Below are 22,220 nucleotides of genomic sequence, written 5' to 3' on the forward strand. Positions count from 1 at the left end.
CCGGAGTGCGCACCTTCTGGCCGGTGCTCGACCAGCTGGCGGGCGGTTCGGCGTAGCGGATGCGCCGGGAACGCATGGCCTCGTAAATCGCCCCGACCGTCGCATCCACTCGGCTCGGATCCTCGAGCTGGTAGCCGGTCATGCTGCGGTCACCGGTGCGCTTCTCGAGCAGCTCGCCCGCCTCGTGGAGGAGGGGCTGGATGGCGGCGGCGTTGGGCTGCACGTAGGCGGGAAGGAGCTCCATGCCGAGCTGCACCGGGGTGGTGCGCCACTGGGAGGCGGCGAGCACGTCGACGTCGGCGGATGCTTCGGCTCGCGTGGTGCCGTCGGCATCGGTGAGGCGGGCGGTGATGCGCCCGGGGCGCTGTTCGTCGACGGCGAGCATCTTGGCCGGGTCGAGGTAGAGGCTGAGCTCGGAGAGGGTGACGATCGCCTGCTCGGCGAGGTCGATGAGGGTGGTGCTGGGTTCGCCCAGGGAGCCGAAGGCATCCGTGGCTTCGATCTCGAGGGAGGCGGCGCGGAGCATCGGGCCCGGGTTCGTGATGGTGACGGACTCGAGGGCGGAGAGGCGGGCGTTCGCGAGGGCGTAGCTGACGACGCCGGCGGTGGTGAGTTCGAGGTTCAGGCCGGTGGGCACGGTGAGTGGCTCGGCCGACGCGGTCGGCTCGACGTGCGGCGCACCGGCGGCGACGTCATCGTGGTTGCTGGACTCCATCGAGTTACTCCCGGCGCTTCATGGCGAACGAACTCGCAGCGCACGGGCACGTAGTCACTGCGTGTCTCGAGCTTAGTAGCGGCCGCCGATACGACTCCTGGGCCGACCTCTAGGGCAACCTGTGGATTGCCCCGACGACGTAGTTGCGTGACGTATCGTCATCTTATGGTTTCGGAGGCGTTGAGCTCGTGGCGCGACTCACGCTCCGCCAACCTTGATGCATTGGTCGCGGCGCATCAGGCCGTCACGCGAGGCCTGCCCGGCCGGCCGAGTCTGACGACGGAGTTGAACCACGCACTGATCGCTCGGCTGGCCTCCGAGCTTCAGGGGTTCTCGCGTGATCTTCATGACCAGGCATCCGACGGATTTCTCACTGCGGCAACTGTCCCGGACCCTGGAATTCGGCAGATTCTGCGAGCACGCATTGAGGATGGACGCAAGCTCGACGTCGGGAATGCGAACGCGGGAAATCTTGGGAACGATTTCTTGCGGATTGGACTCCGCCTCTGGCCCAACATCCATGCAGCTCACCCCGTTCGTGGCGCGCGCTGGCATGAATGGGTGGAATGGCTCAATCTCGCGAGAAATGGGATAGCGCACAATGACCCGGTGAAGCTCGGGCAGGCGTCGGCGGCGCATCCACTCACCTTGGCGACGTTTCGTACGGCTCGCGGCGTGCTCAACCAGTTCGCGTCTGGAATGGATGCGGTTGTGGAGACATACTTGAGGGGAAAAACCGGTGTTCAACCATGGTGAGCGGAGGATCGCTGTGAACGAGAAGAAGAGCGACGCTCTCCGGGTGCCGAAGTTCGGCACCCCGGTTATCGTTCCGTTCGGCGATGCCCTGCTCCCGGCGACCGTGGTTCAGAAGCGCAATGGACGCGTCGAGGTCGAGATCAAGGTCGAGGACGCGGATCCGATCCGTACGACGTTCGCGCTCGACGACATCACGGTGCCGAAAGCCTCCTAGGGCGTTCGCGATCCTGCTCCGATGGGACCTGGGTCTATGGTCGTCGGCTCGCGCGGCATTTAGGTTTGCGACAGCTGTAGCGCATCTCGTGGGAGCGTGCGGGCGGCCGGACACCCATCGGAGGAACCCCGTGATCGCTCGCAAGACTGTTGTCAGCGCCGCAGTGCTGGCCATCGCCGCGGGGGTGCTGTCGGGGTGCACCACGCCGGTGACGGAGGAGCCTGTTCACTCGGCCACAGCATCCGGAGCCGCGGCGGCGGGGGTGTCGAGCTGTGTCGTCGATCCGGACGCGGCGATCGCGGCGGGCAAGAACGCGCTGCCGACGGGGGAGTTGCCGGCGGAGCTCGTCAGCGCCCTGGATGCCGCGGCGCAGGAAGCGTTCGAGCTCGGGGCCGCGCCGGGGGCGATCGTGGGGGTTCAGACGCCCGAGGGGCGGTGGGAGAAGGCCTACGGGTACGCGGATCCGGCCGACCGTGTGGCGATGGAGGTGGGCATGCACACCCGCATCGCATCACTGACGAAGATGTACACCGGCACGATCCTGCTGCAGTTGGTGCAAGAGGGGAAGGTGTCGCTCGACGACACGGTCGACACCTATGTCGACGGCATCCCGAACGGGGGTCGGATCACGCTCCGGCAGCTCGCGAACATGACCAGCGGGGTCAACACCTACACCGCCAATGACGCGTTCGTCGAGAAGTACGTCGGCGACCCGACTGCGGCGTACACGCCCGACGAGCTCGTGGAGGCGACCGTCGCGGTGTCGCCGGCCGCGGAGCCTGGGGAGCGGTTCCTGTACTCCAACGGCAACTCGGTCATCCTCGGCCAGATCATCGAGGAGGTCACCGGGAACGCGTTCGCCGATGAGCTGCGGGAGCGCATCCTGGAGCCGTTGGATCTGACCGGGACCGTCTGGCCTGGCGAATCCGCGGCGCTCCCTAAGCCCTTCGCTCGGGGATATACCTTGAATGGAGATACGGAGGGCACGGGTGTGCCGGAGGATTCGACCGACTGGAACCCGTCGTGGGCCTGGACGGCCGGCGAGCTCATCTCGACCACCGACGACCTGCTGACGATGGGGCGGGCGCTGGGCACGGGGCGGAGCATCCTCGACGATGCGACGCAGAAGCTGCGGCTCGAGAGCTTTCTCGATCCGTCGCAGAGTCCGCCGGCGCCCGGTGCCGGTGGGTACGGGTTGCAGATGGGGTGCGGTCAGGGGTGGGTCGGGCATGCGGGCGAGCTGTCGGGCTACAACACCACGCAGTTCTACGACACGGCCACGGACACGACGGTGAGCGTGCAGACGAACAGCGACGTCGCGTCGGGCGGTTGTGAGAACTCGCCGACGTTGCAGGATGACCCGGGGGATGCGGTGTGTCAGGTATCGGCGGTGCGGATCTTCGTGGGGCTGTCGGGGGTGCTGGGCGAGACGTACCAGCCGCCGCCGCGGTCGTAGAGGCGCTGGCGGCTTAGGGGTCGCCGCGGAGATACCGCCTGGTTTAGTCGGCCAGATGCGCTGGGCTATGGCGAGTCAGCGGCCGTCCTTGCGACGCCGCACCCCGACCACGATCAGCACAACGCCGACGACCGCGAGCACGAGGCCTATGTAGAGCCAGGTGCGGTCGCCGGTCATGGAGCTTCCCGGGATCAGGTTCGCGCCCTGGCCCGCGAAGAGGCCTCCGATCAGCAGGGCGACGACACCGACGATGATGAGCGCGGTGCGCCCAGCTTTGCTTGTCATGGACGTCACGCTACTCGTGTTGTCGCGTGGGCAGCATGCTGTGGGAGCGATCTGTGCCGCGCCGGTCGCGCCATCAGCGAGGATGCGGTTGGTCGTCCTCAGAGAGAACTTGTGACAGCGTCCTGATCGCAAGGGAGGCGCCGATGAGGACGAGCCCGAGCGTAATCGCGATCTCCTTGAGAAGAGCGGCGATCGAACCGGTGATGGCGTAAGCAACGGGGGCGGACTCGAAGAGTGCCGAAAGCCAGCCGTCGCTGACGAGCGTGAGGGCTGAGCCGATGGCCGTGAGGATCGAACCGGCGACGAACATCTGGCGCGGGCTGAGAAGTGGAGGGGTTTTCGATCGGGATATCGACATATGCTCAGCTTAGTTATAGGTTCGGTCCGGGAGCGGATGCGCGGTTGTCGGGAGGATTCGATGGTGTCACTCGAGTGAGCAAGCGCCGATCGCCTAGAGCGCTTGAGCAGTCGCGAGGGGATGCGGACGTCGGGCGCGCGCTTTACAAAGTGTTGTCGAGGCCGGGTGAGGGGACTCTTCGCGCTGATGAAGCTGCGGAGATCGTGGAATATCAGCGGATCGATGGCGCGGTGGTGCTGTTCTTGGTGCCGGCTGAGGTGTTCGAGAAATGCCTGTCGACACTGGCGGAGGCCGGACGAACAGCCCTCGGTGGCGGGGGATCGGAGTTCGACAACGCGCTGCGATGGCTGAACTTCATGATGATGGAGAAGGCGAATGACATGTCACCCGTGGGGTGTCGAGGGTACCGGCTTGCGGAAGGCGGGTGGGTGTCGCCTTGGGATTGACCGCGGGCGACACGCAGGATGGTGTGCAGGTGACGGCTTCTTCGACGAACCGGGTGCGCCTTCCGGGGGAGTGAGCGCCTTCTCGGTCTGCAAGGGCGGGATTCGTAAAGCTCAGCACTAGCCTGACGGTGTGAGCTTCTTGCTGCTGGCGCTCGTGGTGCTGGTGGGCCTGCTCGGTCCGCTTCTCGCCGCGCGGGCTGCGTGGCGGGTGCCGGTCGTCGTCGGAGAGATCCTCGGCGGGGTGCTGATCGGCACGACGGGGTTCCAGCTGGTCGACGCGCACGCGGACGACTTCCAGCTGCTGGCGAACATCGGGTTCGGCCTCACGATGGTGGTGGCCGGCTCCCACGTGCCCGTGGCGGACAGCGCGGTTCGGCGGGCGCTGCTAGGCGGAGTGCTAGGCGCGGTGGTGGTGGGCGTCGCCGCCGCCCTGCTCGGCACAGCGATCGCCGCGGGGTTCGGCACCGGTCACGCCGCTCTGTACGCGGTGGTGATCGCGTCGTCGTCGGCGGCCCTGGTGCTCCCGATGATTCAGTCGCTGGGGTTGAAGGGTGCGTCGTTCACACGGCTGGTCGCGCAGATCGCGGTCGCGGACGTCGTGTGCATCGTCGTGCTGCCCGTGGTGATCGCTCCGGGGACATCGCTGTGGCCGGTCGTCGGAGCGGTCGCGATCGCCGCCGCGGCCATCGTGTTGACGATCGTGCTGCGACGAGTGGGACGGCAGACGGATGGCCGCGAACGATTCCACGCCTACTCCGAGCGCAGGCGATTCGCGCTCGAGCTGCGGTTCAGCTTGCTGGCGTTGTTCGCGTTCGCGGCCATCGCACAGTTCGCGACCCTGTCGATCATGCTCGCCGGGTTCGCGTTCGGTCTCGTGCTGGCCGCCGTGGGCGAGCCGCGCCGTCTGGCGCGGCAGCTGTTCGGGCTGACCGAGGGGTTCTTCGGCCCTCTGTTCTTCGTGTGGCTGGGTGCCTCGGTCGACCTTCGGGCGATCCTCGCGCAGCCCTCGATGATCCTGCTCGGACTCGCCCTCGGGGCGGCCGCGGTGCTCGCGCACCTCGCCGCACGAGCGACCGGGTTGCCGGTGATGCAGGCCATCGCCGCAGCCGGCCAGCTCGGTGTGCCGGTCGCCGCCGTGACCCTGGGACTGCAGACCGGATCGCTCGCACCGGGGGAGGACGGCGCCCTCCTGGTCGGCGCGGTGGTCACCGTCGCCTTCTCGGCCTGGGCCACGGGGCGGATGCGACCGGGGCCCTGAGATCTGCCCTCATCCCATCAGCGCAGCACGGGCCTCAGCAGCGGCGCATCTGTTCCACGCCCGCGCCGAGACTGTTGGGGCCGCCCAGGAGGATCACGTTCGGCGTCCCTCTCGTCTTCATGCGGTCGAGTACTCCGCCCGGCACACAGTCCGACGGGGCGATGTACAGCAGCGCGTGGGTGGCACCGGCCAGGGCGGCGCCGGAGAGAGCATCCGGGAACTTCGAGCCGAGTGCGAGGTAGACGTTGGAGTCTTCACCCCAGCCGACGAAGTAGTCGCCCAGCTCCGCCGAGACGTCATACCGCGTGGCGCCGCTGATTCGGTTGAAGCTGCCGCCGAACGACCGGATGTCGTCATCCAGTGCGGGCGACATCGAGTTCGGCCCGCCGATCACCCACGACGACTGGGGGTGCAGCTGGTTCATCATCGCTGCGGTCGGCGCATCCAGTGCGGGGTTCGCCCCGTTCACCAAGATCACCACGCCTCCTTCCGACGCGGCCGCCGAACCCGCCGAGAGGGCATCGGCGAAGCCGCGTCCGTCGGCGAAAAGTACCTGGATCCGCGACTCACCCGACGTGGGATCGGGCGCGATGGCGGGAGCGGCCAGGAGGGCCAGCTTGCGCGAGACCTCGTAGCGATCCGCCCCACCGATCCGTTCGATCAGAGGCGCATACTGCGCGAGCCGGGAGTACGTCGAGTCGGCGACCGAGTTCGGGCCGCCGACAACGTAGACCTTCTGCGGCTTCAGGCGGTTCAGCTCCGAGGCGATGGCCGACGGGACATCGCCCGGCCTCACGAGCAACACCGGTCCTCCAAGGTGGGCCGCCACCGGGCCCGCGCTGAGCGCGTCAGGATAGTTCGTGCCGTCGGCCACGAAGACCACGGGCACACCGGCATCGAAATGGCTGGCGGAGATGTTGGCCGAGGCCTCGAAGCGGTCGGCGCCGGAGATGCGCTGCACCACCCGCGCGGCCCAGGGCAGGAGGGTGGCGTCGTAGCCGGTCAGCTGCTCGCCCGCAGACGGCTGGATCACCGATGCCGTCGCTCGGGTGGGCTGGTTCGGCCAGTACTGCGGGCTGTACATCTGCCCACCGCCGATGCCGTTCGTGTAGTCGCTGAACAGGATGACCTGCGGCGCATCCGGCACCCCGATCAGGAAGTAGCTGCCGTTGGTGACGGTAGCCTCGGCACCGCGTTCCCAGGACCCGTCAGGATTGCGGATGTAGGTGAGCGCGCGCTGCACGTTGTCGCTGAAATAGGCGGTGGTATCGACGTCGCCTTTGATCGACGCTCCCGCGACCATTCCCACGTCGACCACAGCGTCGGCACCGTCGATCGTGAGCACTCTGGCCTCCGAGCGGAATGGGGTGTCGCCCCACCAGGTGGGCGCGAGCCCGACGTCGTCCGCGGAGTACGGAGAGTGGTACTCCGTGAACTGGATCCGGTAGTCGCCGTCTTCGAGTCCGTCGAGACGATAGTCGCCCTTCCAGTCGGCATCGCCCCACTGGGCGTAGTTGCCGGCCTCGTCGTAGACGAGGATGTGCGCCCGGACACCGTAGCTGTTCTGTCCCGCCGGGCTCAGGTCAGCGACGTGACCCGAGATGGCATGCGTCGAGTCGGCAGCGGCAGCGGCAGGCGCGAGTGCCGTGATCGAGCCGGTGAGAAGCCCGAGCGCCACGGCGGCTGCTGCCAGGGATGATCGGATGTGCGACATGTTCCCCCCAGGATGTCTGATCCGTCGAGCGTATTCGACATGAGGAGGGTCACGGGTGCGTGCCTTTTCGAGAACGGCCTCAGGCCAGCGACAGTCCTGCCACGCCATCCCCGGCGCGGGCGGCCGCTACCTCGCGCCCGCGCTCGCTCGTCGGGAAGCGGGTCAGCGCATCCTGAACGCCTTCGGCGGTGAGGTTGGCGCCGAAGAGCTCGCTGTGGGGTTGGAGTGCGATGCTGTCGCGGAGGTTTCCGGCGAGCACCGGGTCGAAGCCGGAGGCGTTCACGAGCGTGGCGACGGCGGCAAGGTCCGATGGGGTATCGCCGGCTATCGCGATGGCCTTGCGGCCGAGGGTGCCCGCCGGGGTCGGGCCCTCGTCGAGGTCGTGGTAGCCCATGTGGTTGTAGGCCTTCACCACGCGGGACGCCGGCAGGAAGGACTGGATGAGCTCGCTCGTCGAGACGCGGGGGTCGTTGAGGTCGGGGCGGATGCCGTCGACCTCCCACCAGTAGTTCATGGCGTCGATGACGAGCTTGCCCTCGAGGAGGTGGGCCGGGATGGAGCGGTACTTGCCCAGGGGGAGGGCGAGGATGACGATGTCCGCGTCACGAGCGACCTCCTCCGCCGTGGTCGCGTGGGCGCCCGGAGCGAGCACGTCGATGATGAGGGCGATCTTGGACGGGCTGCCGGAGCCGGCGATGAGCACGCGGTAGCCGGTCGCGAGCAGCAGGCGGCTGAGGACGGTTCCGACCTTGCCGGCGCCGAGGATGCCGATGGTGGGGAGGGTGGACTGGATGTCAGGCATGGGTTGCTCCGATCGGGTGCACGGGGTGGGTGGTCGGCAGGTCCTGCGACTGCGACTGCGACTCATGCTGCTCGACGGCGAGCAGCTCGCGCACGCGGGGTGCGACGCGGGTGCCGAACAGCTCGATCGTGCGGGCCCGCGCGTCGACCGGCAGGCCGCCGATGTCGTACTTGAGGTCGAAGCGGCTGATGTGCAGCTCGTGCGTCATGCGCACGATCTTCTGCGCCACCGTCTCGGGCGAGCCAACGAAGAGCGCTCCCGAGGCCAGCTCGAGCTCGTAGCGCTCGCGGGTGGGCGGGTAGAAACCGCGCTCGCGGCCCATCTGCGTGACCATCGGCTCCCACGCCCGCCACCAGGTCTCGGAGGCCTCCTCATCCGTGTCGGCGATCAGGCCCAGCGCGTGCTGGCCGACGGGCTGCATCGGCTGACCGAACTGCTCGAGTGCGCGGTGGTAGAGGTCGACGTGACCCGCGAAGCGCTCCGGCTCGCCACCGATGATCGCCAGCATGAGCGGCAGGCCGTAGCGGGCGGCGCGGATGACCGAGTTGGGGCTGCCGCCGACGCCGATCCAGGTGGGGATGCCGCCCGGTCGCATCTGCGGATGCAGCGTCTGCTCGGTGAGCGGCGAGCGAACCGTTCCCGACCAGGTGGTCGGCATCTCGCGCTGCAGCTTCATGAACAGCTCGAGCTTCTCCTCGAAGAGCGTCTCGTAGTCGGCGATGTCGTAGCCGAACAGCGGGAACGACTGGGTCTGGGATGCTCGCCCGAGCACCAGCTGCGCCCGTCCGTTCGACATCGCATCCAGCGTCGAGAACTCGTTGTAGAGCCGCACCGGGTCGTTCGTGCTGAGCACCGTGACCGCCGTGCCCAGACGGATGCGCTCGGTCGCCGTGGCGATGCCGGCCAGCAGCACCGGGGTGGCCGAGTCGACGTAGCCCTCGCGGTAGTGCTCGCCCACGCTGAAGACGTCGAGGCCGACCTGCTCGGCGTGCTTGCCCTCCTCGACCACCAGGCGCACGGTCTCGGCGTCGGAGAGGGTGCGGCCGGCGTGGTCTGTCGGCACGTCGCCGAACGTGTTGAGTCCGAATTCGAGCGGGCCGGTTGTCACGTTCTTCCCCTCGTGCGATTCAGTGATCGTATTATTGACATGTCAACTAGGAGGACTCGTGAATGATTCCCGAGCCGTGGCGGCGCACAGCCGGAGGTCGCCGACCGCGCACGAACTCCGGGTGTGGCGGGAGTACGTGGAGACCGGCGACCGCATCCGCTCTCTGCTGGCGGCACGCCTGCAGATCGAGTCGGGGTTGTCGATGGCGGACTACGCCGTGATGCTCGCCCTCTCCGAGGCGGAGGGCAAGCGCCTGCGCTCGTCGGAACTGGCCTCGGCCATCGACTGGGAGCGGAGTCGGCTGTCGCACCACCTCGGGCGCATGGAAGCGCGGGGCCTCGTGGTGCGGGAGGCGTCGCCCACCGACAACCGTGGTGCAGAGGCGGTACTCACCGCGGAAGGGGCGTCGCAGTACCGTCGTGCCTCGGCGTCGCACCTCAGGGCGGTGCAGGAGTTGTTCGTGGAGGCGTTCGCGGCGGCGCCGGGCGAACCCGCCCGTGGGCTGGAAGCCGTCGAAGAGATGACGCGGATGCTGCGCTCCCACCTCCCGGTGTGAGGCGCCGGTCGTCAGTTGCTCACACGGTCGAGATCGGCCGTGATCGAGGCCGCCGTCGCCTGCAGTGCGGGCACGAACTCCTCGCGCATGCGCTCGAGGCTCGTCGAGAGCGTGGTCGACACGTTGACCGCCGCAACCACGATCCCGCGCCGGCTCACCGGCACCGCCACCGAGCGCAGGCCGAGCTCGAGCTCCTGATCCACGATCGACCAACCCTGCCGCCGCACCCGGGCCAGCTCCTCGGCGATCGCGGATGCCTCGCGCAGGGTGTTCGGTGTGAGCGGCGGCACCTCGAACAGTTCCGGATGCCGGGCCAGGTGCTCCTCGGAGAGCGTGGCCAGCAGCACCCGCCCCATCGAGGTCGCCGCAGCGGGGAAGCGGGTGCCGACGGTGATGGTGACCGCCATGATGCGACGGGAGGGTACCCGGGCGACGTAGACGATGTCCGCACCGCTGAGCACCGACGCCGAGCTCGACTCGCCGAGCGCGTGGGAGAGGTGCTCGAGGTGCGGGAGCGCGACCTCGGGCAGGGTGAGCCCGGCGAGGTAGCTGTACCCGAGCTCGAGCACCTTCGGCGTCAGGGCGAAGAGCCGCTCGTCGCTGCGCACGTACCCGAGCTCGGCGAGGGTGAGCAGGAAGCGCCGTGCGGTCGCCCGCGACAGGCCGGTGGCGGCGGCCACCTCGCTCAGCCTCATCTCGGGTCGATCGGCGCCGAACGCCGAGATCACGGCCAGACCGCGGGCGAGCGACTGCACGAAGGGGCCTTCGCCCGGGCCCGCGCCGTCGCCCTCGCCTCCGTCGGTCACGCCAGCTCGAGCCCGGTCAGCGACCGGAGCTCGTCGAGCGTGGTGCTCCCGAACATCTCGGTCACGGCGAAGCCTCCTGGCACGATGTCGAACACGGCGCGATCGGTGTACACCCGGCTCACGCAGCGCGTGCCGGTGAGCGGATAGGTGCATTCGGCGACGAGTTTCGACTGCCCGTCGCGCGTGAGCAGATCCGTCATCACCCAGACGTTCTTGGCGCCGATCGCGAGATCCATGGCGCCGCCCACCGCCGGGATCGCATCCGGCGCCCCGGTGTGCCAGTTCGCCAGGTCGCCGTGCTCGGAGACCTGGAACGCGCCCAGCACGCAGATGTCGAGGTGGCCGCCGCGCATCATCCCGAAGGAGTCGGCGTGGTGGAAGTACGAGGCGCCGACGAGTTCGGTGACGGGCTGCTTGCCCGCGTTGATGAGGTCGGGGTCGATCCGGCCGGGCTCCGGCGCCGGGCCCATGCCGAGCATCCCGTTCTCGGTGTGCAGGATGATCTCGAGCCCGGCGGGGAGCTGGTCGGCGATGAGCGTGGGGGCGCCGATCCCGAGGTTCACGATCGAGCCCTCGGTGATGTCGTGGGCGATCCGCGCGGCCAGGGCGCGCCGGTCGAGTGCGCCGGTCATGATGCGCTCTCCGACCCGACGAAGGCGCCGTCCTGGAGCCAGGCTCTTTCGCCGATGGCCACTACACGGTCCACGAAGATGCCGGGCGTGACCACCGTCTCGGGGTCGAGCGTACCCAGGTCGACCACCTCGTCGACCTGCACGATCGTGGTGCGCGCTGCAGCCGCCATGATCGGCCCGAAGTTGCGGCCCGTCTTGCGGTAGACCAGGTTGCCCCAGCGGTCGGCCTTCCAGGCGGAGACCAGGGCGTAATCGGCGCCGAGCGGATACTCGAGGATGTAGTCGCGCCCCTGGATCGTTCGCGTCTCCTTGCCCTCGGCGATGAGGGTGCCGACGCCGGTGGGGGTGTAGAACGCGCCGATGCCCGAGCCGGCCGCCCGGATGCGTTCCGCGAGGTTGCCCTGCGGCACGATCTCCAGTTCGATCTCGCCCGCGCGGTAGAGCCCGTCGAACACCCACGAATCCACCTGCCGCGGGAAGGAGCAGATCACTTTGCGCACGCGGCCGGCCTTGAGCAGAGCGGCGAGGCCCGTGTCGCCGTTGCCGGCGTTGTTGCTCACGATCGTCAGATCGCTCGCGCCCTGCTGCAGCAGCGCATCGATCAGGGCGATCGGATGCCCGGCCAAGCCGAACCCTCCCACCAAGACGGTGGCGCCGTCTTCGATGCCCGCCACGGCCTCCTCGAGGTGAGCGACTGTCTTCGAGATCACGGGAGCCTCCTTGCTCTCAGCGCGTCCGGTTCGTCATACGCGAGGTGTGCGCCTATCGAACTATTGTGCGTCTGGTGAACAGCATAGCCCTTCGATCAGGAACCGGTCTTGCGGGTCTCGGCGGCGATCTCCTTGGCGATCGTGACGATCCAGGGGTTGGCCGACCAGAGGCCGTCCTTGCCCTTCTTGTAGAGCACGTCTTCGACGCCCTTGCGCACGGCGTTGCGGATGACCGCCGAGAGGATGAGGATCGCGACGATGAAGCCGACGACGTAGATGGCGATGGCGACGAAGACGCCGGCTGAGTACGAGTCCATGAGTTCCCCTTGTGCTGCTCGATGAAGGGCTCCGGTTCTCGGCCCCCTCTCGAGTGTGCCTCAGGCAACGTCGATTCGGATGCGGTAGCTTCGCTCCTCGTGTCGGAAGAGTCGGACGAACAGGGGCAGCAGCCGGTGGTGTCGCGCGGGGCGGGCATCCGCGTGCGCGGCGTCGACCTCGGCGCGCGGTCGCTGATCGGGAGCGGGGCGGCCACCGAGGTTCACCGGCTCGAGGCGTTCACCGTTCCGGGGCATCCGGGCGGGCTCGCCCTGGTGAACATCCGCGACACGAACGCGACCCACTGGGATTCGGCCGCGTTGTCGCGGCTCGTCGCCCTGCGGTGGGCGCTCGACGCCCGCGAGCGCGCGCTGCTCGACGGACTGGCCGCCTGGCCGCTGGCCGTGGTGGAGGGGGAGGACGGCGACGTCGTGGGATGCCTCGTGCCGCTGGCCGCGCATCCCTTCTACTACCTGCCGGCCGAGGAGAAGAACCCGGGCAAGGTGCCTCAGCAGGTGAAGGGGCTCGTGACCGCGCCCAAACGCGCCCGGCGAGCCGGCGCGGCCGCCGTGGGCGAGCGGGACCTCGTGGCGCGGAGCACGGTGCTCGCCCGCGTGTGCCTCCTGCTGGATCTGCTGCACCGGCACGAAGGCGTGTACGGTGACCTCTCCGATCGCTCGGTGCTGTTCGGGGTCGGCGATGTCGCCGAAGCCTTCGTCGTGGGATGCGAGGGGGCCGTGGTCGGTCAGGCGGCTGCGGACGAGCCCGTGCCGCAGCGCAACAGCGCCGGATGGGCGGCACCCGAGACCTTCGAGAACGCGGATGCCGACGACCCGAAGACGGAGCCGTCGATGTCGCGGGCTCCCTCGCTGCAGACGGCCGCCACCGACCGCTACAAGCTCGCGCTGCTGATCCTGCGCGTGCTCGCGCCGGCCGGCGACGGGCTGGAGCGCAGCCGGGATGCCGACCGCATCCGGAGCGTGCTCGACGAGACCGGGCAGCGGATGATGCGTGACGCGCTCGAGGGCGATCCGGATGCTCGGCCCGGCGCCGCCGACTGGTACCAGTACCTGCGCGGCGTGATCGTCGAGAGTCTGACGGCGCCGAGCATCCGGAGTGTGGTGGTGAGTCCGGCACTCGTGGCCGAGGGTGACGAGCTGCGGCTCGAGGTGGAACTCAGCGGGGCTCGGCAGCTCACCATCGAGATGCCCGGACGGGCCGACATCACCCGCGAGGTCGGCGGACGGATCGTGACCGAGCGGTTCACCGCCCGGCAGACCGGACGGATCCGGGTGCGGGCCACGAACGCGCACGGCGAAGACGTGGCGCTGACGGATCAGGTGCGGGTGCTGCCGGTGCCGACGCCGGCGCGGATCGCCATCGCGACGCTGGAGGTTCCGGCGGAACTCGGGGTGCTTCCGGATCTCGCCTCACTGGAAGCAGCGCTGGGGATCTCGACACCGCCCAGCTCGGCGGCGGCAGACTCGCCTGACGGTGCGGCATCCGTCTCTCCGTTCGACCGTGTCGCCGACCTGCGCGCGCGACTCGACGCCGATGCGCTGCCGCTCCGGGACGTGCTGCAGATCGGCCTCGAGGCCGAGCGGGTCTCGCGCGAACGCGACCGTCTCTTCCCCTCGTTCGAGGCGTTCCTCGGCGAGATCACCTCGAGGAAAGGCGCGAAGCAGCCAGACGCATGACGCCTTAGCGAATCGCCGCCCGGCTTCGCAAGCCCTCGTGCCAGATGCTCGTGCTCCCTTAAGGTGAACCCGGCCGTGTCGATCATCCACGGGGGTGCGCCGAGGGCCGAGACACGATGGGGTGCTTCATGAAGCCGGTGCGCGGATCGATTTTTGCAGTAGCAGCGGGAGCGGTTCTCGCCGTCACCGCGACCTCGGGTGGCGCGATGGCCGCTTCGGTGAGCGAGCCGGCCCAACCCGATCTCGTCACCCTGCTCGACGGCTTCTCCGACTACTGGACTCCTGAGGCGGGAAACCCGTTGCACGGTGCGGTGGTCGACGCCACTGTGCTGGCCGAGAACGACCAGCAGGTGACCTGGATCAACAACAACGCCACCCCGGCGCAGCAGTTCGCAGCGCTGCAGGACTCCGAATACGGTGAGAGCCCTGACAGCTACGACCAGTCGATCACGATCTCCACCGGCCTCGGTTCGGTGCTCGGCCCGCTCTACGTGCAGGGCCGCCAGAGCGGCGCGCTGCCGCTGACCAGCGCGCTCATCAACAGCGAAGACGGCACCGCGGGTGCCTTCGTGTCGACGGATGCCGCCAAGGAAACCTACAGCTTCCCCCGGCCGTTCCTGCCGAGCCAGGCCGGCACCTCCGACGAGCCGCCGTGCCCGACTGATAGCGTGAACGGCTCGTCGCTGCAGGCCAACCGCATCAGCAAGCCGTACGCCGACGCCCAGGGAAACCTCGACATCGTGAAGGTGGCCCCGCAGACCGACGACACCGGCGAGTTCACAGAGGCATCCGTCGATCTGAACCCCGACTACGAGGGTCTCTGCACCTCGGGCAGCTTCCCCAGCGGCCACACCACGACGGCCTATCAGGCGGGAGTCACGCTCGCCACGATGCTGCCCGAGCTCGCCCCCGAGATCCTCACCCGAGCGTCGGAGAACGGCAACGACCGCCTCGTGCTCGGTGTGCACTCACCCCTCGACATCATGGGCGGGCGCATCAGCGGGCACGCGGCACTGGCCGCGCTGTGGTCCGACCCCCAGTTCGTGGTGAGCGAGTTCGCGCCCGCCATCGCCGAGCTGCGCGGGTACTTGGAGGCTCGGTGCGGAGACACGATCGCCGCCTGCGCCGCCCGCGGTCAGGCCTACGCCAACGATCCCTACGACGGCAAGGCCATGCCGGGAGGCACCGCGCAGATCGTCACCGACCGGGCATCCGGACTCGTCGCCTACGACGAGCGGATGACCTACGGCTTCGCACCCGCCGGGCAGACCGGACTGGCGCCGGCGGTGCCTGCGGGCGCCGAGAACCTGCTGCTCACCACCTTCCCCACCCTCACCGACGAACAGCGCAGCTCGGTGCTGGCGCAGACCGAGATCGATTCCGGTTACGCCCTCGACCAGACCGCATCCGGAGCCGGATCGTGGCAGCGCGTCGACCTCGCCGCCGCCACGAGCGCCACCGTGCAGCTGAACCCCGACGGTAGTGCCACCGTGGTGTCGGTCGGAGGTACCGCGACCGTGCTGGCAGCGCCGATTCCGACTCCTACGCCGACCCCGGTTCCCACGCCCGTTCCCACCGGCACCGCCGCACCCGCTCCGGGTCTCGCGGCCACGGGCACCGACGTGGAGGGCGTGCCGCTGATGCTGCTCGCCGGAGGAGGGTCGGTGCTGGTCGCCGGACTCGTGCTCGCGCTCGTCGCCGCTCGTCGCCGTCGCGCCCCGCAGGGACGCTGAGTATGAGCACGCACGGCCGGCGGCTGCTCAGGGCCGGCTCCCTCGTTCTCACCGCCGGTCTCGCCGCGGCGCTCGTCGTGGCCGGCTCCGGCGCGAGCGCCTACGCCGCCGAGCCCCTGCCCGAGCTGACGCTGCCCGGGCAGTGCGTCACCAACCCGCAGTACGTGGCCGACGGCATCAGCCTCGGCTGCACGGTCACCGGCGCGCCCGCCCCGGACAACCCGAACGCCCCGGAGCAGGGCAACTACGTGCACACGGCCACGATCGATCTCACTGCCGCCGGGGTGCTCCCGCAGGTGGTGCAGAGCAACGACCGCATCTTCCAGCCCGTCGGAACGCCGGCGGGTACGAATCCGGAGATCACGAACGAGACCGTCACCTCGATGGCGAACCGCAGCGGAGCCGTCGTCGGCGTCAACGGCGGTTACTTCGACAACGATAAGGGCCCGCTGCTGGCGGACGTCACGCCCCAACCGTTCTCCGGCGTCGTCTGCGGCGGCGTGGTCATCGACGGGCAGGTGTGGAAGAGCCCGCCGAACAACGCCGATCTCAACGCCAGCATCTTCGTGAACGCCGACGGCACCATGGGGATCGGCCAGGTGTACTTCGACGCCTCGATCCAGGTGGTCGCCGCCGACGGCAGCATCCAGGACCAGCACGCGCTCGATTCGGTCAACACCCTCGGCGACGGCGTTCCCCAGCCCGGTTGCCCCAAGGACCACGCCGAGCCCACCACCGGCACGGGGATTACGCTGATCACCCCGGACATGGGCGACGTGGTGCTCAACGCGAGCTACAACGAAAGTCCTGACTCGCAGTACATCCTGCCCGCCAGCGCGGCGGCCGTAGAGGTCAGGGCTCACGCCGACGGATCCGGTGGCTATGTCGTGGACGCCGTCGCCCTTCCCGGCCGGATCGCCGAGATCTCGGGACTGGCTCCGGGACAGATCATCCTTCTCGCCTCGCAGAGCGACGTCGAGAACACGGCCGGCTTCTGGCTGAAGAACTCCATCGAGGCCGGCGACACCCTCGGCATTCCTCAGGCGCTCGCCGTGGGTGACGGGTCGGACCGCCTGCAGCTCGGCGCCGAGATCACCTCGCTCGTGGGCGGAGTCGGTCAGATCGCCTCCGGCGGACAGATCCTTCCGGCTGGGAACACACCGTTCCCGCGGGGCACCAATGCCGAGACCGTCGTGGGCCTCGACGAGAGCGGCACCGCGGTCACACTCGCGGTGATCGACAAGGTGAGCGGCACCAACACGAGCGGCGACGTGGAGGACTCTCCGGGCGTCACCTGGCAGCAGGCCGCGCAGACGGTGATCGACCTCGGCGCGAGCGAGGCCATCCTGCTCGACGGCGGCGGATCGAGCACACTCGTCGCCCAGCTGGGCGCTCCGGCGATCGGTCCGTCCGGGCCTTCCCGGGTCACCGTGACGAACACCCAGGACGGTGCCAACAACTACCCGAACGGCGACTTCAACCAGCGGCTGGTCGCGAACGGACTGTTCTTCTCGGGGAACATCGCCGGCCCGGTTCCCACTCCTGCGCCGAGCCCGGTGCCTGCGACACCGGCGCCCGCAGCGGACGGTCCGGCGCTCGCGGCGACCGGCGGAGCCCCCGCAGCCGGGGTGGCCTTCGCGGGACTGCTGCTACTCACGGGCATCGTGACGACCGCGGGGATCGCGGCACGCCGCCGCGTGCTCTGAGCGGGCGGATCAGCGAGCCGTGCGGGTGAGCTCGTCGATCCACTCGGCGAAGGTCTGGGTGCCGCGGTCGGCGTCCGAGCCGGCCACGGTCGTGCCGTCGCGCATCGCCTTGCCGAACCCGCCGGGGAGGGGGATCTGCAGGATCGGCCCGGTGCCGCCGGTCGCCGCCGCGTACGCCCTCACCATGTCGACCATCGTCAGCACCTCGGGCCCGGCGAGGTCGGTGGCGAGGCCCGCGGGGCTGGCCTCGGCGAGTTCGACCAGGCGCAGTCCCACCTCGTGGGCGGCGACGGGCTGCGAGATCATCGTGGGCACCAGGTGGATCGGGCCGAGGTCCACGCGCCCGTAGAGCTGCTGCGCGAACTCGTGGAACTGGGTGGCGCGCAGGATCGTCCACGGGACGCCGCCCGCGCGGACGAGTCGCTCCTGCACGGCCTTCCCGGCGTAGTAGCCGTAGGGGGCCAGGTCGCTGCCGACGATCGAGAGTGCGATGTGATGCCCGACACCGGCGGTCTCCTCGGCGGCGAGCAGGTTCGCGGTGACCGTGCCGAAGAACTCCTCCGACACCTTCGCCGACTGCGTGGCGACGGATGCGGCATCCACCACCGCGTCGACACCGGCGAGGGCGCGGGCGAGGCCGTCGCCCGACACGAGGTCGATGCCCGTCCCGCGGCTGAGCACCACGGCCTCGTGGCCGCGCTCACGGGCGAGGTCGACGACGTGGCGTCCGACGGTTCCGGTGCCTCCGGCGACGGCGATCTTCATGCGGTCAACGATATCGGCGTCACACGCTCAGGATGAGCACCACCAGCGTCGCGATCGAGAGCACGAGCAGCACCGCGGCCGGCGCCAGCGCGGTGTCGCGCTTGCGGAGGTGCGCGATGATCGCGCCGACGAAGTAGATCACGGTGCCGATGGCTGCGGCGATGGCGAGCGGCACCCACCAGATGCCGACGATCAGGCCGACGGCGGCCGCGACCTCGAGCAGGCCGAGCACGGTCAGCATCGGGGGCGTGACCCCGAGGCCTCCGAGCTGGGTCGCGATGGCCGGGGCGCGGCGCAGTTTCTGGATGCCCGAGCCGAGCAGGGCCAGGGCGAGGAGGATCGAGAGGACGATGGCGACGATGTGCATGAGGGCTCCGATGAGTGAAACGAACAGTAGCTTCCGTTTCAATCCGGAGAGTACTCTCCGTATTCCCGCTTCTCCCGACGGATTTCCGTACTATCGGATCATGACCGCAAGCGAGGGCGAGCCGGGCCGCGCACCGCGCAAAGACGTGGTGCGCAACCGGGCACGGTTGCTCTGCGCTGCTCGTCGGGCCTTCGCCCGGAACGGGCTCGATGCTCCGCTGGAGCCGATCGCCGCCGCGGCGGGGGTGGGCAATGCCACGCTCTACCGCCATTTCCCGACCCGCGCCGATCTCTGGCAGAGCGTGCTCGAGGGCCCGCTGCTCGAGGTCACCGAGCTGATCGGCACGGCGGGAGAACGCGACGACGCATGGTCGGGTCTGGAGCACTTCCTCCGCGGTCTCTGCGAGCTGGAGGCCCGGGAGGAGGGCTTCACCTTCCTCATGACGGCCTCCCTCGACGGGGCACCGCGACTGGCTGAGCTGCGGGCCGGCATCCGGGACCGTCTGGGTGAGCTGGTGCAGCGGGCCCACGACCAGAAGGCGATCCGGCCGGATGTGGTCGAATCCGACTTCGCGGTGATCATCCTCTCGGTGGCCGGCGTGATCGAGGCCACGAGGGACAGCGATCCGCTCGCCTGGAGCCGGCACCTCGACATCATCCTCGACGGCATCCGCACCCCGGTGCCGACGCCTCTGCCTTCGGCGTCGAAAGCCTGCTCCGCGCTGATCTGACCGGCCGTGGCGAGCTGCGGGGGGAGGGCTTCCCTCTCAGGCCGGAAGTGGGCGGACGGGGAGGTGTGCGGTGGCCGTGTCCTCCAGGAGGCCCACCAAGGTACGGATGCCGGGGTCGGCGAAGTCGGGCGTGCGGGCGGCGAGGTGGAGGCTGCGCTGCACCGGAGTGGTCAGGGCGCTCAGGGAGACTCCCGCCGGGAGGTGATCGATCGTCAGCGCCGGAACGAGCGCGACGCCCACGCCGGCGGCCACGAGCTCGAGCTGCACGGCGAAGTCCAGCGATTCGGCGACGATCCTCGGGCGGAAGCCGGCCAGGCCGCAGGCACGCTCCATCATGTCGAAACAGGTGAAGCCGCTGGCCGGCGCGATCCACGATGCGGTCGCGTAGTCGGCGAGGTCGGCGGGGCCGCTGGGGCCGGTGATCGGATTCGCTGAACCGCCGGGACCGCCGGGGCCGGTGGTGCGGGTCGCCAGCCAGACCGGCTCGCCGCCGAGAGGCCGGTGTGCGATGCCGTCGGGCAGGTCGCGCGGAACGTTGGAATAGGAGTGGATGATCGCGAGGTCGGCGAGGCCGGAGAGCAGTGCGGTCAGTGCCTCGTCGGGCTCGGCGGTGGCGAGGCTCAGATCGAGGGCGGCTCCGTCGTACGCGAGGAGGCGCCGATAGGCGTCGGCGACGATCGTGCGCGCGGCGGAGGGGAACGCGGTCAGGGTGTACCGGCCGACGGTTCCGGCGCGGAGCGAGTCGAGTTCGAGTTCGACGAGGGAGAGCCGGTCGAGGATGTCGTGCCCGTGCGAGGCGAGGGTGTGGCCGGCGGCGGTCAGAACGACCCGGCGCCCGCGCCGCTCGGTGAGGCGGAGCCCCACTTCCTTCTCGAGCGCGGTGAGCTGCATCGATACCCCGGGAGCGCTCAGATGCACCTCTTCCGCGACCGCGGCGATCGTGCCCAGGCGCTGCAAGGCGGACAAGAGGCGCATCTTCCGCACGTCGATCATACGAATCAGACTAGATTACGAATAGCGTCACGAATAGTAACTGGTAGTTACGTCGCACCTCTGACACCTTCGAGTCATGAGAATCGATCGTGCGCTGTTCGCCGGCCTGGCCGTGGTAGTGCTCTGGGCATCCGCATTTCCCGCGATCCGGGTCGCCGCGCCGGCGATGGGGGTCATCGGCCTGTCGTTCGCGCGGCTCACGGTGGCGTGCGTCGCTCTCCTCGCCGTAGCGGTGATCGCGCGAGCGCGTCTGCCGCGGGCTCGCGATCTGGGCTGGATCGCCGCCTGCGGCTTCTTCGGCATGACCGCGTACCAGCTGCTGCTCAACTGGGGCGAGCTGTATGTTCCGGCGGGCACGGCGAGCATCATCGTCGCGGCCGCCCCGCTGGTGTCGGTGGGCGTCGCGCGCATCCTCTTCCGCGAGCGGATCTCGGCGGCCACCATCGTGGGAAGCGTGATCGCGCTCGCGGGAGTGACGTTCGTCTGCCTCGCCCGGGCTGGGGTGTCGCTGTCGGCCGCGGTGTGGATCGTCGTGGCGGCGATGGTGGTGCAGGGCATCTACCATCCGCTGCAGCGACCGCTGCTGAAGCGGTACTCCAGCATCGAGGTGGCCTCCTACGCGATGGTGGCGGGGACGGTCATGACCCTTCCGTTCGTGCCCTTCGACCTCGACGGGATGCTCGGCGCCGGCCCGGCGGCCTGGCTCGCCGCCGTCTACCTGGGGCTCCTGCCCTCCGCGGCCGGCTTCGTGCTGTGGGCCTACGCGGTCGCACGGATGCCGGTGGCCCTGTCGACCTCGCTGCTCTACCTCGTGCCGCCGGTCGCCGTGCTGATCGCCTGGATCTGGCTCGGCGAGCTGCCCGCGCCGGCCGAACTGCTGGGCGGTCTCGTGGTCATCGCCGGCGTCGTCACCATCTCGCAGGTGCCCCGGTTTCTCGCGCGGAGGGCAGGCAGGCGGCGGGCGATCGCCGTCGGCGGATGACTCCTGCCTGCGAGCCGGCGCGGGTAAGCGGGTCGGGCGGGTGATGGCGAGTACACAGAGCTGTGCCAGGAAACGCGGATTCTCGTGGGGTAGCTTCGCACCTCGTGTCAGACCGCCGCTACAACTCCAACCCCGTCTCGAACTTCATGGCCTGGCTGGGCGGCGCCCGGCTCGACGTGCTGCAGGATGCGCCCGGCGACCGCGCGCGCTTCGTGGCGATGGGCGGCGTCATCCTGAGCACGGCCTTCCTCTCGGCCGTGTCGGCGTCGTTCGCGCTGGTGATGGCGGTGGGGGCACCTCTGCCGGTCGCCATCATCGTGGGTGTGTTCTGGGGTGTCATCATCCTGAACCTCGACCGGCTGCTGATCATCGGCATGGCCAAGCAGAAGGGCGTGTGGCGCAACATCGGGCTCGCGATCCCGCGGGTGGCGCTGGCGCTGATCATCGGAACCGTCATCTCCACGCCGCTGACGCTGCAGATCTTCTCGGCCGAGATCAACTCCGAGATCCAGGTGATGCAGGCTGAGGACAAGGCGGCGTTCGAAGAGCGGATGGCGGCGGATCCGCGGTTCGCCGCCATTCCCGACCTCGAGAAGTCGATCGCGGCGAACCAGGCGATCGTTGACCAGGGGCTGCAGACCGACCTGTCGTCCGACCCGAACTACGCGGCCGCGGTGGCTGCGACCGCTGCGGCGCAGACCGCGTTCGACGCGGCCCAGGCCGCCTATCTCGCCGAGATCGACGGAACCGGTGGCACGGGCATCCGCGGCGACGGAGCCGTGACGCAGTCGAAGCTCGTGGCCGTGCAGGCCGCCCAGGCGCGCCTGGACTCGGCCAAGGAAGCCGAAGCCGCGGCACTGACCGCGGCGCAGTCGACCCTCGAGACCTCGGCGCAGAGCCGCCTCGATGCCGCGACCGAGCAGCTGGCCTCCGACAAGGACACGCTGGCGAAGGCTCAGGATGCGCGCGACACCGAGCAGGCCGCCTACGACAGTGCCGTCGACAACAGCGCGGGGCTGCTGTCGCGGCTCGAGGCGCTGTTCCGGCTCGGCGAGGCGAACGCGCTGCTGAACGTGGCGCACATCATGATCGCGCTGCTGTTCATCTGCATCGAGC

24 protein-coding genes and 1 pseudogene are annotated in these 22,220 nt (G+C 69.3%); 12 read left to right on the forward strand and 13 right to left on the reverse strand.

Translation table 11 applies throughout. The features are described from left to right. Positions 1 to 715, reverse strand: a pseudogene (locus tag Q0D75_RS18815) (DNA helicase); the annotation flags it as partial. Between the two features lie 165 nt (positions 716 to 880). Here Q0D75_RS18815 and Q0D75_RS18820 point away from each other — a divergent pair. From Q0D75_RS18820 to Q0D75_RS18830, 3 genes are all read left to right on the forward strand, one after another. Then, complete coding sequence (locus tag Q0D75_RS18820) at positions 881 to 1,471, forward strand: hypothetical protein (RefSeq protein WP_291057034.1); 591 nt, start codon at positions 881 to 883, stop codon at positions 1,469 to 1,471. Positions 1,472 to 1,484: 13 nt separating this feature from the next. Further along, entirely contained in the window at positions 1,485 to 1,685 is a 201-nt protein-coding gene (locus Q0D75_RS18825) for a hypothetical protein (protein ID WP_291057036.1), read from the forward strand. Positions 1,686 to 1,815: 130 nt separating this feature from the next. Beyond that, positions 1,816 to 3,141: a serine hydrolase domain-containing protein gene (locus Q0D75_RS18830; RefSeq protein ID WP_291057038.1), complete on the forward strand. Its 1,326-nt coding sequence runs from the start codon at positions 1,816 to 1,818 to the stop codon at positions 3,139 to 3,141. 75 nt (positions 3,142 to 3,216) lie between these two features. Here the strand turns inward: Q0D75_RS18830 and Q0D75_RS18835 are convergent, their stop codons facing one another. Both Q0D75_RS18835 and Q0D75_RS18840 read right to left on the reverse strand, forming a co-directional pair. Beyond that, on the reverse strand, positions 3,217 to 3,426 hold the full coding sequence (locus tag Q0D75_RS18835; RefSeq protein WP_291057040.1) for a hypothetical protein: 210 nt from the start codon (positions 3,424 to 3,426) through the stop codon (positions 3,217 to 3,219). Between the two features lie 73 nt (positions 3,427 to 3,499). Beyond that, complete coding sequence (locus Q0D75_RS18840; protein WP_291057042.1) at positions 3,500 to 3,784, reverse strand: hypothetical protein; 285 nt, start codon at positions 3,782 to 3,784, stop codon at positions 3,500 to 3,502. 203 nt (positions 3,785 to 3,987) lie between these two features. Here Q0D75_RS18840 and Q0D75_RS18845 point away from each other — a divergent pair, with 203 nt between their 5' ends. Further along, positions 3,988 to 4,230, forward strand: a complete 243-nt coding sequence (locus Q0D75_RS18845; RefSeq protein ID WP_291057043.1) for a hypothetical protein — start codon at positions 3,988 to 3,990, stop codon at positions 4,228 to 4,230. 130 nt (positions 4,231 to 4,360) lie between these two features. Next, positions 4,361 to 5,488 (forward strand): cation:proton antiporter, encoded by a 1,128-nt coding sequence (locus Q0D75_RS18850; protein ID WP_291057045.1) that lies wholly within the window; start codon positions 4,361 to 4,363, stop codon positions 5,486 to 5,488. A 34-nt stretch (positions 5,489 to 5,522) separates the two neighbouring features. Here the strand turns inward: Q0D75_RS18850 and Q0D75_RS18855 are convergent, their stop codons facing one another. The 3 genes from Q0D75_RS18855 to Q0D75_RS18865 form a co-directional block, all read right to left on the reverse strand. After that, positions 5,523 to 7,202 carry a cell wall-binding repeat-containing protein gene (locus tag Q0D75_RS18855; protein WP_291057047.1) on the reverse strand — a complete coding sequence of 560 codons (1,680 nt, stop codon included), beginning with the start codon at positions 7,200 to 7,202 and terminating at the stop codon, positions 5,523 to 5,525. A gap of 79 nt (positions 7,203 to 7,281) precedes the next feature. Further along, a complete protein-coding gene (locus Q0D75_RS18860) occupies positions 7,282 to 8,004 on the reverse strand; it encodes an NAD(P)-binding domain-containing protein (protein WP_291057049.1) in 723 nt (240 codons plus the stop codon). Then, entirely contained in the window at positions 7,997 to 9,112 is a 1,116-nt protein-coding gene (locus Q0D75_RS18865; protein ID WP_291057051.1) for an LLM class flavin-dependent oxidoreductase, read from the reverse strand. Before Q0D75_RS18865 ends, Q0D75_RS18860 begins: the two co-directional genes overlap by 8 nt. A gap of 58 nt (positions 9,113 to 9,170) precedes the next feature. On the opposite strand from Q0D75_RS18865, the gene Q0D75_RS18870 reads away from it, so the two are divergent. Then, positions 9,171 to 9,668 carry a MarR family transcriptional regulator gene (locus tag Q0D75_RS18870; RefSeq protein ID WP_291057052.1) on the forward strand — a complete coding sequence of 166 codons (498 nt, stop codon included), beginning with the start codon at positions 9,171 to 9,173 and terminating at the stop codon, positions 9,666 to 9,668. Positions 9,669 to 9,679: 11 nt separating this feature from the next. Here the strand turns inward: Q0D75_RS18870 and Q0D75_RS18875 are convergent, their stop codons facing one another. The 4 genes from Q0D75_RS18875 to Q0D75_RS18890 all read right to left on the reverse strand — a co-directional run bounded on the left by Q0D75_RS18875 (position 9,680) and on the right by Q0D75_RS18890 (position 12,133). After that, complete coding sequence (locus Q0D75_RS18875) at positions 9,680 to 10,474, reverse strand: IclR family transcriptional regulator C-terminal domain-containing protein (protein ID WP_291057054.1); 795 nt, start codon at positions 10,472 to 10,474, stop codon at positions 9,680 to 9,682. Beyond that, positions 10,471 to 11,106 carry a 3-oxoacid CoA-transferase subunit B gene (locus Q0D75_RS18880; RefSeq protein WP_291057056.1) on the reverse strand — a complete coding sequence of 212 codons (636 nt, stop codon included), beginning with the start codon at positions 11,104 to 11,106 and terminating at the stop codon, positions 10,471 to 10,473. The genes Q0D75_RS18875 and Q0D75_RS18880 overlap by 4 nt, the downstream gene beginning before the upstream one ends. Beyond that, a complete protein-coding gene (locus tag Q0D75_RS18885) occupies positions 11,103 to 11,816 on the reverse strand; it encodes a 3-oxoacid CoA-transferase subunit A (RefSeq protein WP_291057058.1) in 714 nt (237 codons plus the stop codon). The genes Q0D75_RS18880 and Q0D75_RS18885 overlap by 4 nt, the downstream gene beginning before the upstream one ends. Positions 11,817 to 11,911: 95 nt before the next feature. Continuing rightward, positions 11,912 to 12,133: a hypothetical protein gene (locus Q0D75_RS18890; RefSeq protein ID WP_291057060.1), complete on the reverse strand. Its 222-nt coding sequence runs from the start codon at positions 12,131 to 12,133 to the stop codon at positions 11,912 to 11,914. A gap of 99 nt (positions 12,134 to 12,232) precedes the next feature. Here Q0D75_RS18890 and Q0D75_RS18895 point away from each other — a divergent pair, with 99 nt between their 5' ends. The 3 genes from Q0D75_RS18895 to Q0D75_RS18905 all read left to right on the forward strand — a co-directional run bounded on the left by Q0D75_RS18895 (position 12,233) and on the right by Q0D75_RS18905 (position 17,267). Next, the gene (locus tag Q0D75_RS18895; RefSeq protein ID WP_291057062.1) at positions 12,233 to 13,828 is read left to right on the forward strand and encodes a hypothetical protein; all 1,596 of its coding nucleotides are present in this window, start codon (positions 12,233 to 12,235) and stop codon (positions 13,826 to 13,828) included. 128 nt (positions 13,829 to 13,956) lie between these two features. Next, complete coding sequence (locus Q0D75_RS18900; protein ID WP_291057064.1) at positions 13,957 to 15,561, forward strand: phosphatase PAP2 family protein; 1,605 nt, start codon at positions 13,957 to 13,959, stop codon at positions 15,559 to 15,561. A gap of 2 nt (positions 15,562 to 15,563) precedes the next feature. After that, positions 15,564 to 17,267 carry a phosphodiester glycosidase family protein gene (locus Q0D75_RS18905; protein WP_291057065.1) on the forward strand — a complete coding sequence of 568 codons (1,704 nt, stop codon included), beginning with the start codon at positions 15,564 to 15,566 and terminating at the stop codon, positions 17,265 to 17,267. A gap of 9 nt (positions 17,268 to 17,276) precedes the next feature. Here Q0D75_RS18905 and Q0D75_RS18910 read toward each other — a convergent pair whose 3' ends face one another. Together Q0D75_RS18910 and Q0D75_RS18915 are read right to left on the reverse strand one after the other, a co-directional pair. Continuing rightward, positions 17,277 to 18,032, reverse strand: coding sequence for an NAD(P)H-binding protein (locus tag Q0D75_RS18910; RefSeq protein ID WP_291057067.1), 756 nt, complete (start codon positions 18,030 to 18,032; stop codon positions 17,277 to 17,279). A 19-nt stretch (positions 18,033 to 18,051) separates the two neighbouring features. Continuing rightward, on the reverse strand, positions 18,052 to 18,399 hold the full coding sequence (locus Q0D75_RS18915; protein ID WP_291057069.1) for a DoxX family protein: 348 nt from the start codon (positions 18,397 to 18,399) through the stop codon (positions 18,052 to 18,054). Between the two features lie 100 nt (positions 18,400 to 18,499). On the opposite strand from Q0D75_RS18915, the gene Q0D75_RS18920 reads away from it, so the two are divergent. Beyond that, a complete protein-coding gene (locus Q0D75_RS18920) occupies positions 18,500 to 19,129 on the forward strand; it encodes a TetR/AcrR family transcriptional regulator (RefSeq protein WP_291057071.1) in 630 nt (209 codons plus the stop codon). Positions 19,130 to 19,165: 36 nt separating this feature from the next. On the opposite strand, the gene Q0D75_RS18925 is transcribed toward Q0D75_RS18920, so the two are convergent. Beyond that, entirely contained in the window at positions 19,166 to 20,122 is a 957-nt protein-coding gene (locus Q0D75_RS18925; protein ID WP_291057073.1) for a LysR family transcriptional regulator, read from the reverse strand. A 76-nt stretch (positions 20,123 to 20,198) separates the two neighbouring features. Here Q0D75_RS18925 and Q0D75_RS18930 point away from each other — a divergent pair, with 76 nt between their 5' ends. Together Q0D75_RS18930 and Q0D75_RS18935 are read left to right on the forward strand one after the other, a co-directional pair. Beyond that, positions 20,199 to 21,104 (forward strand): DMT family transporter, encoded by a 906-nt coding sequence (locus Q0D75_RS18930; protein WP_291057075.1) that lies wholly within the window; start codon positions 20,199 to 20,201, stop codon positions 21,102 to 21,104. A 104-nt stretch (positions 21,105 to 21,208) separates the two neighbouring features. Beyond that, on the forward strand, positions 21,209 to 22,220 hold a 1,012-nt coding region (locus Q0D75_RS18935; RefSeq protein WP_291057077.1), incomplete at its 3' end, for a DUF4407 domain-containing protein.

The organism is Herbiconiux sp. (assembly GCF_023264855.1).
GTDB lineage: Bacteria > Actinomycetota > Actinomycetes > Actinomycetales > Microbacteriaceae > Herbiconiux.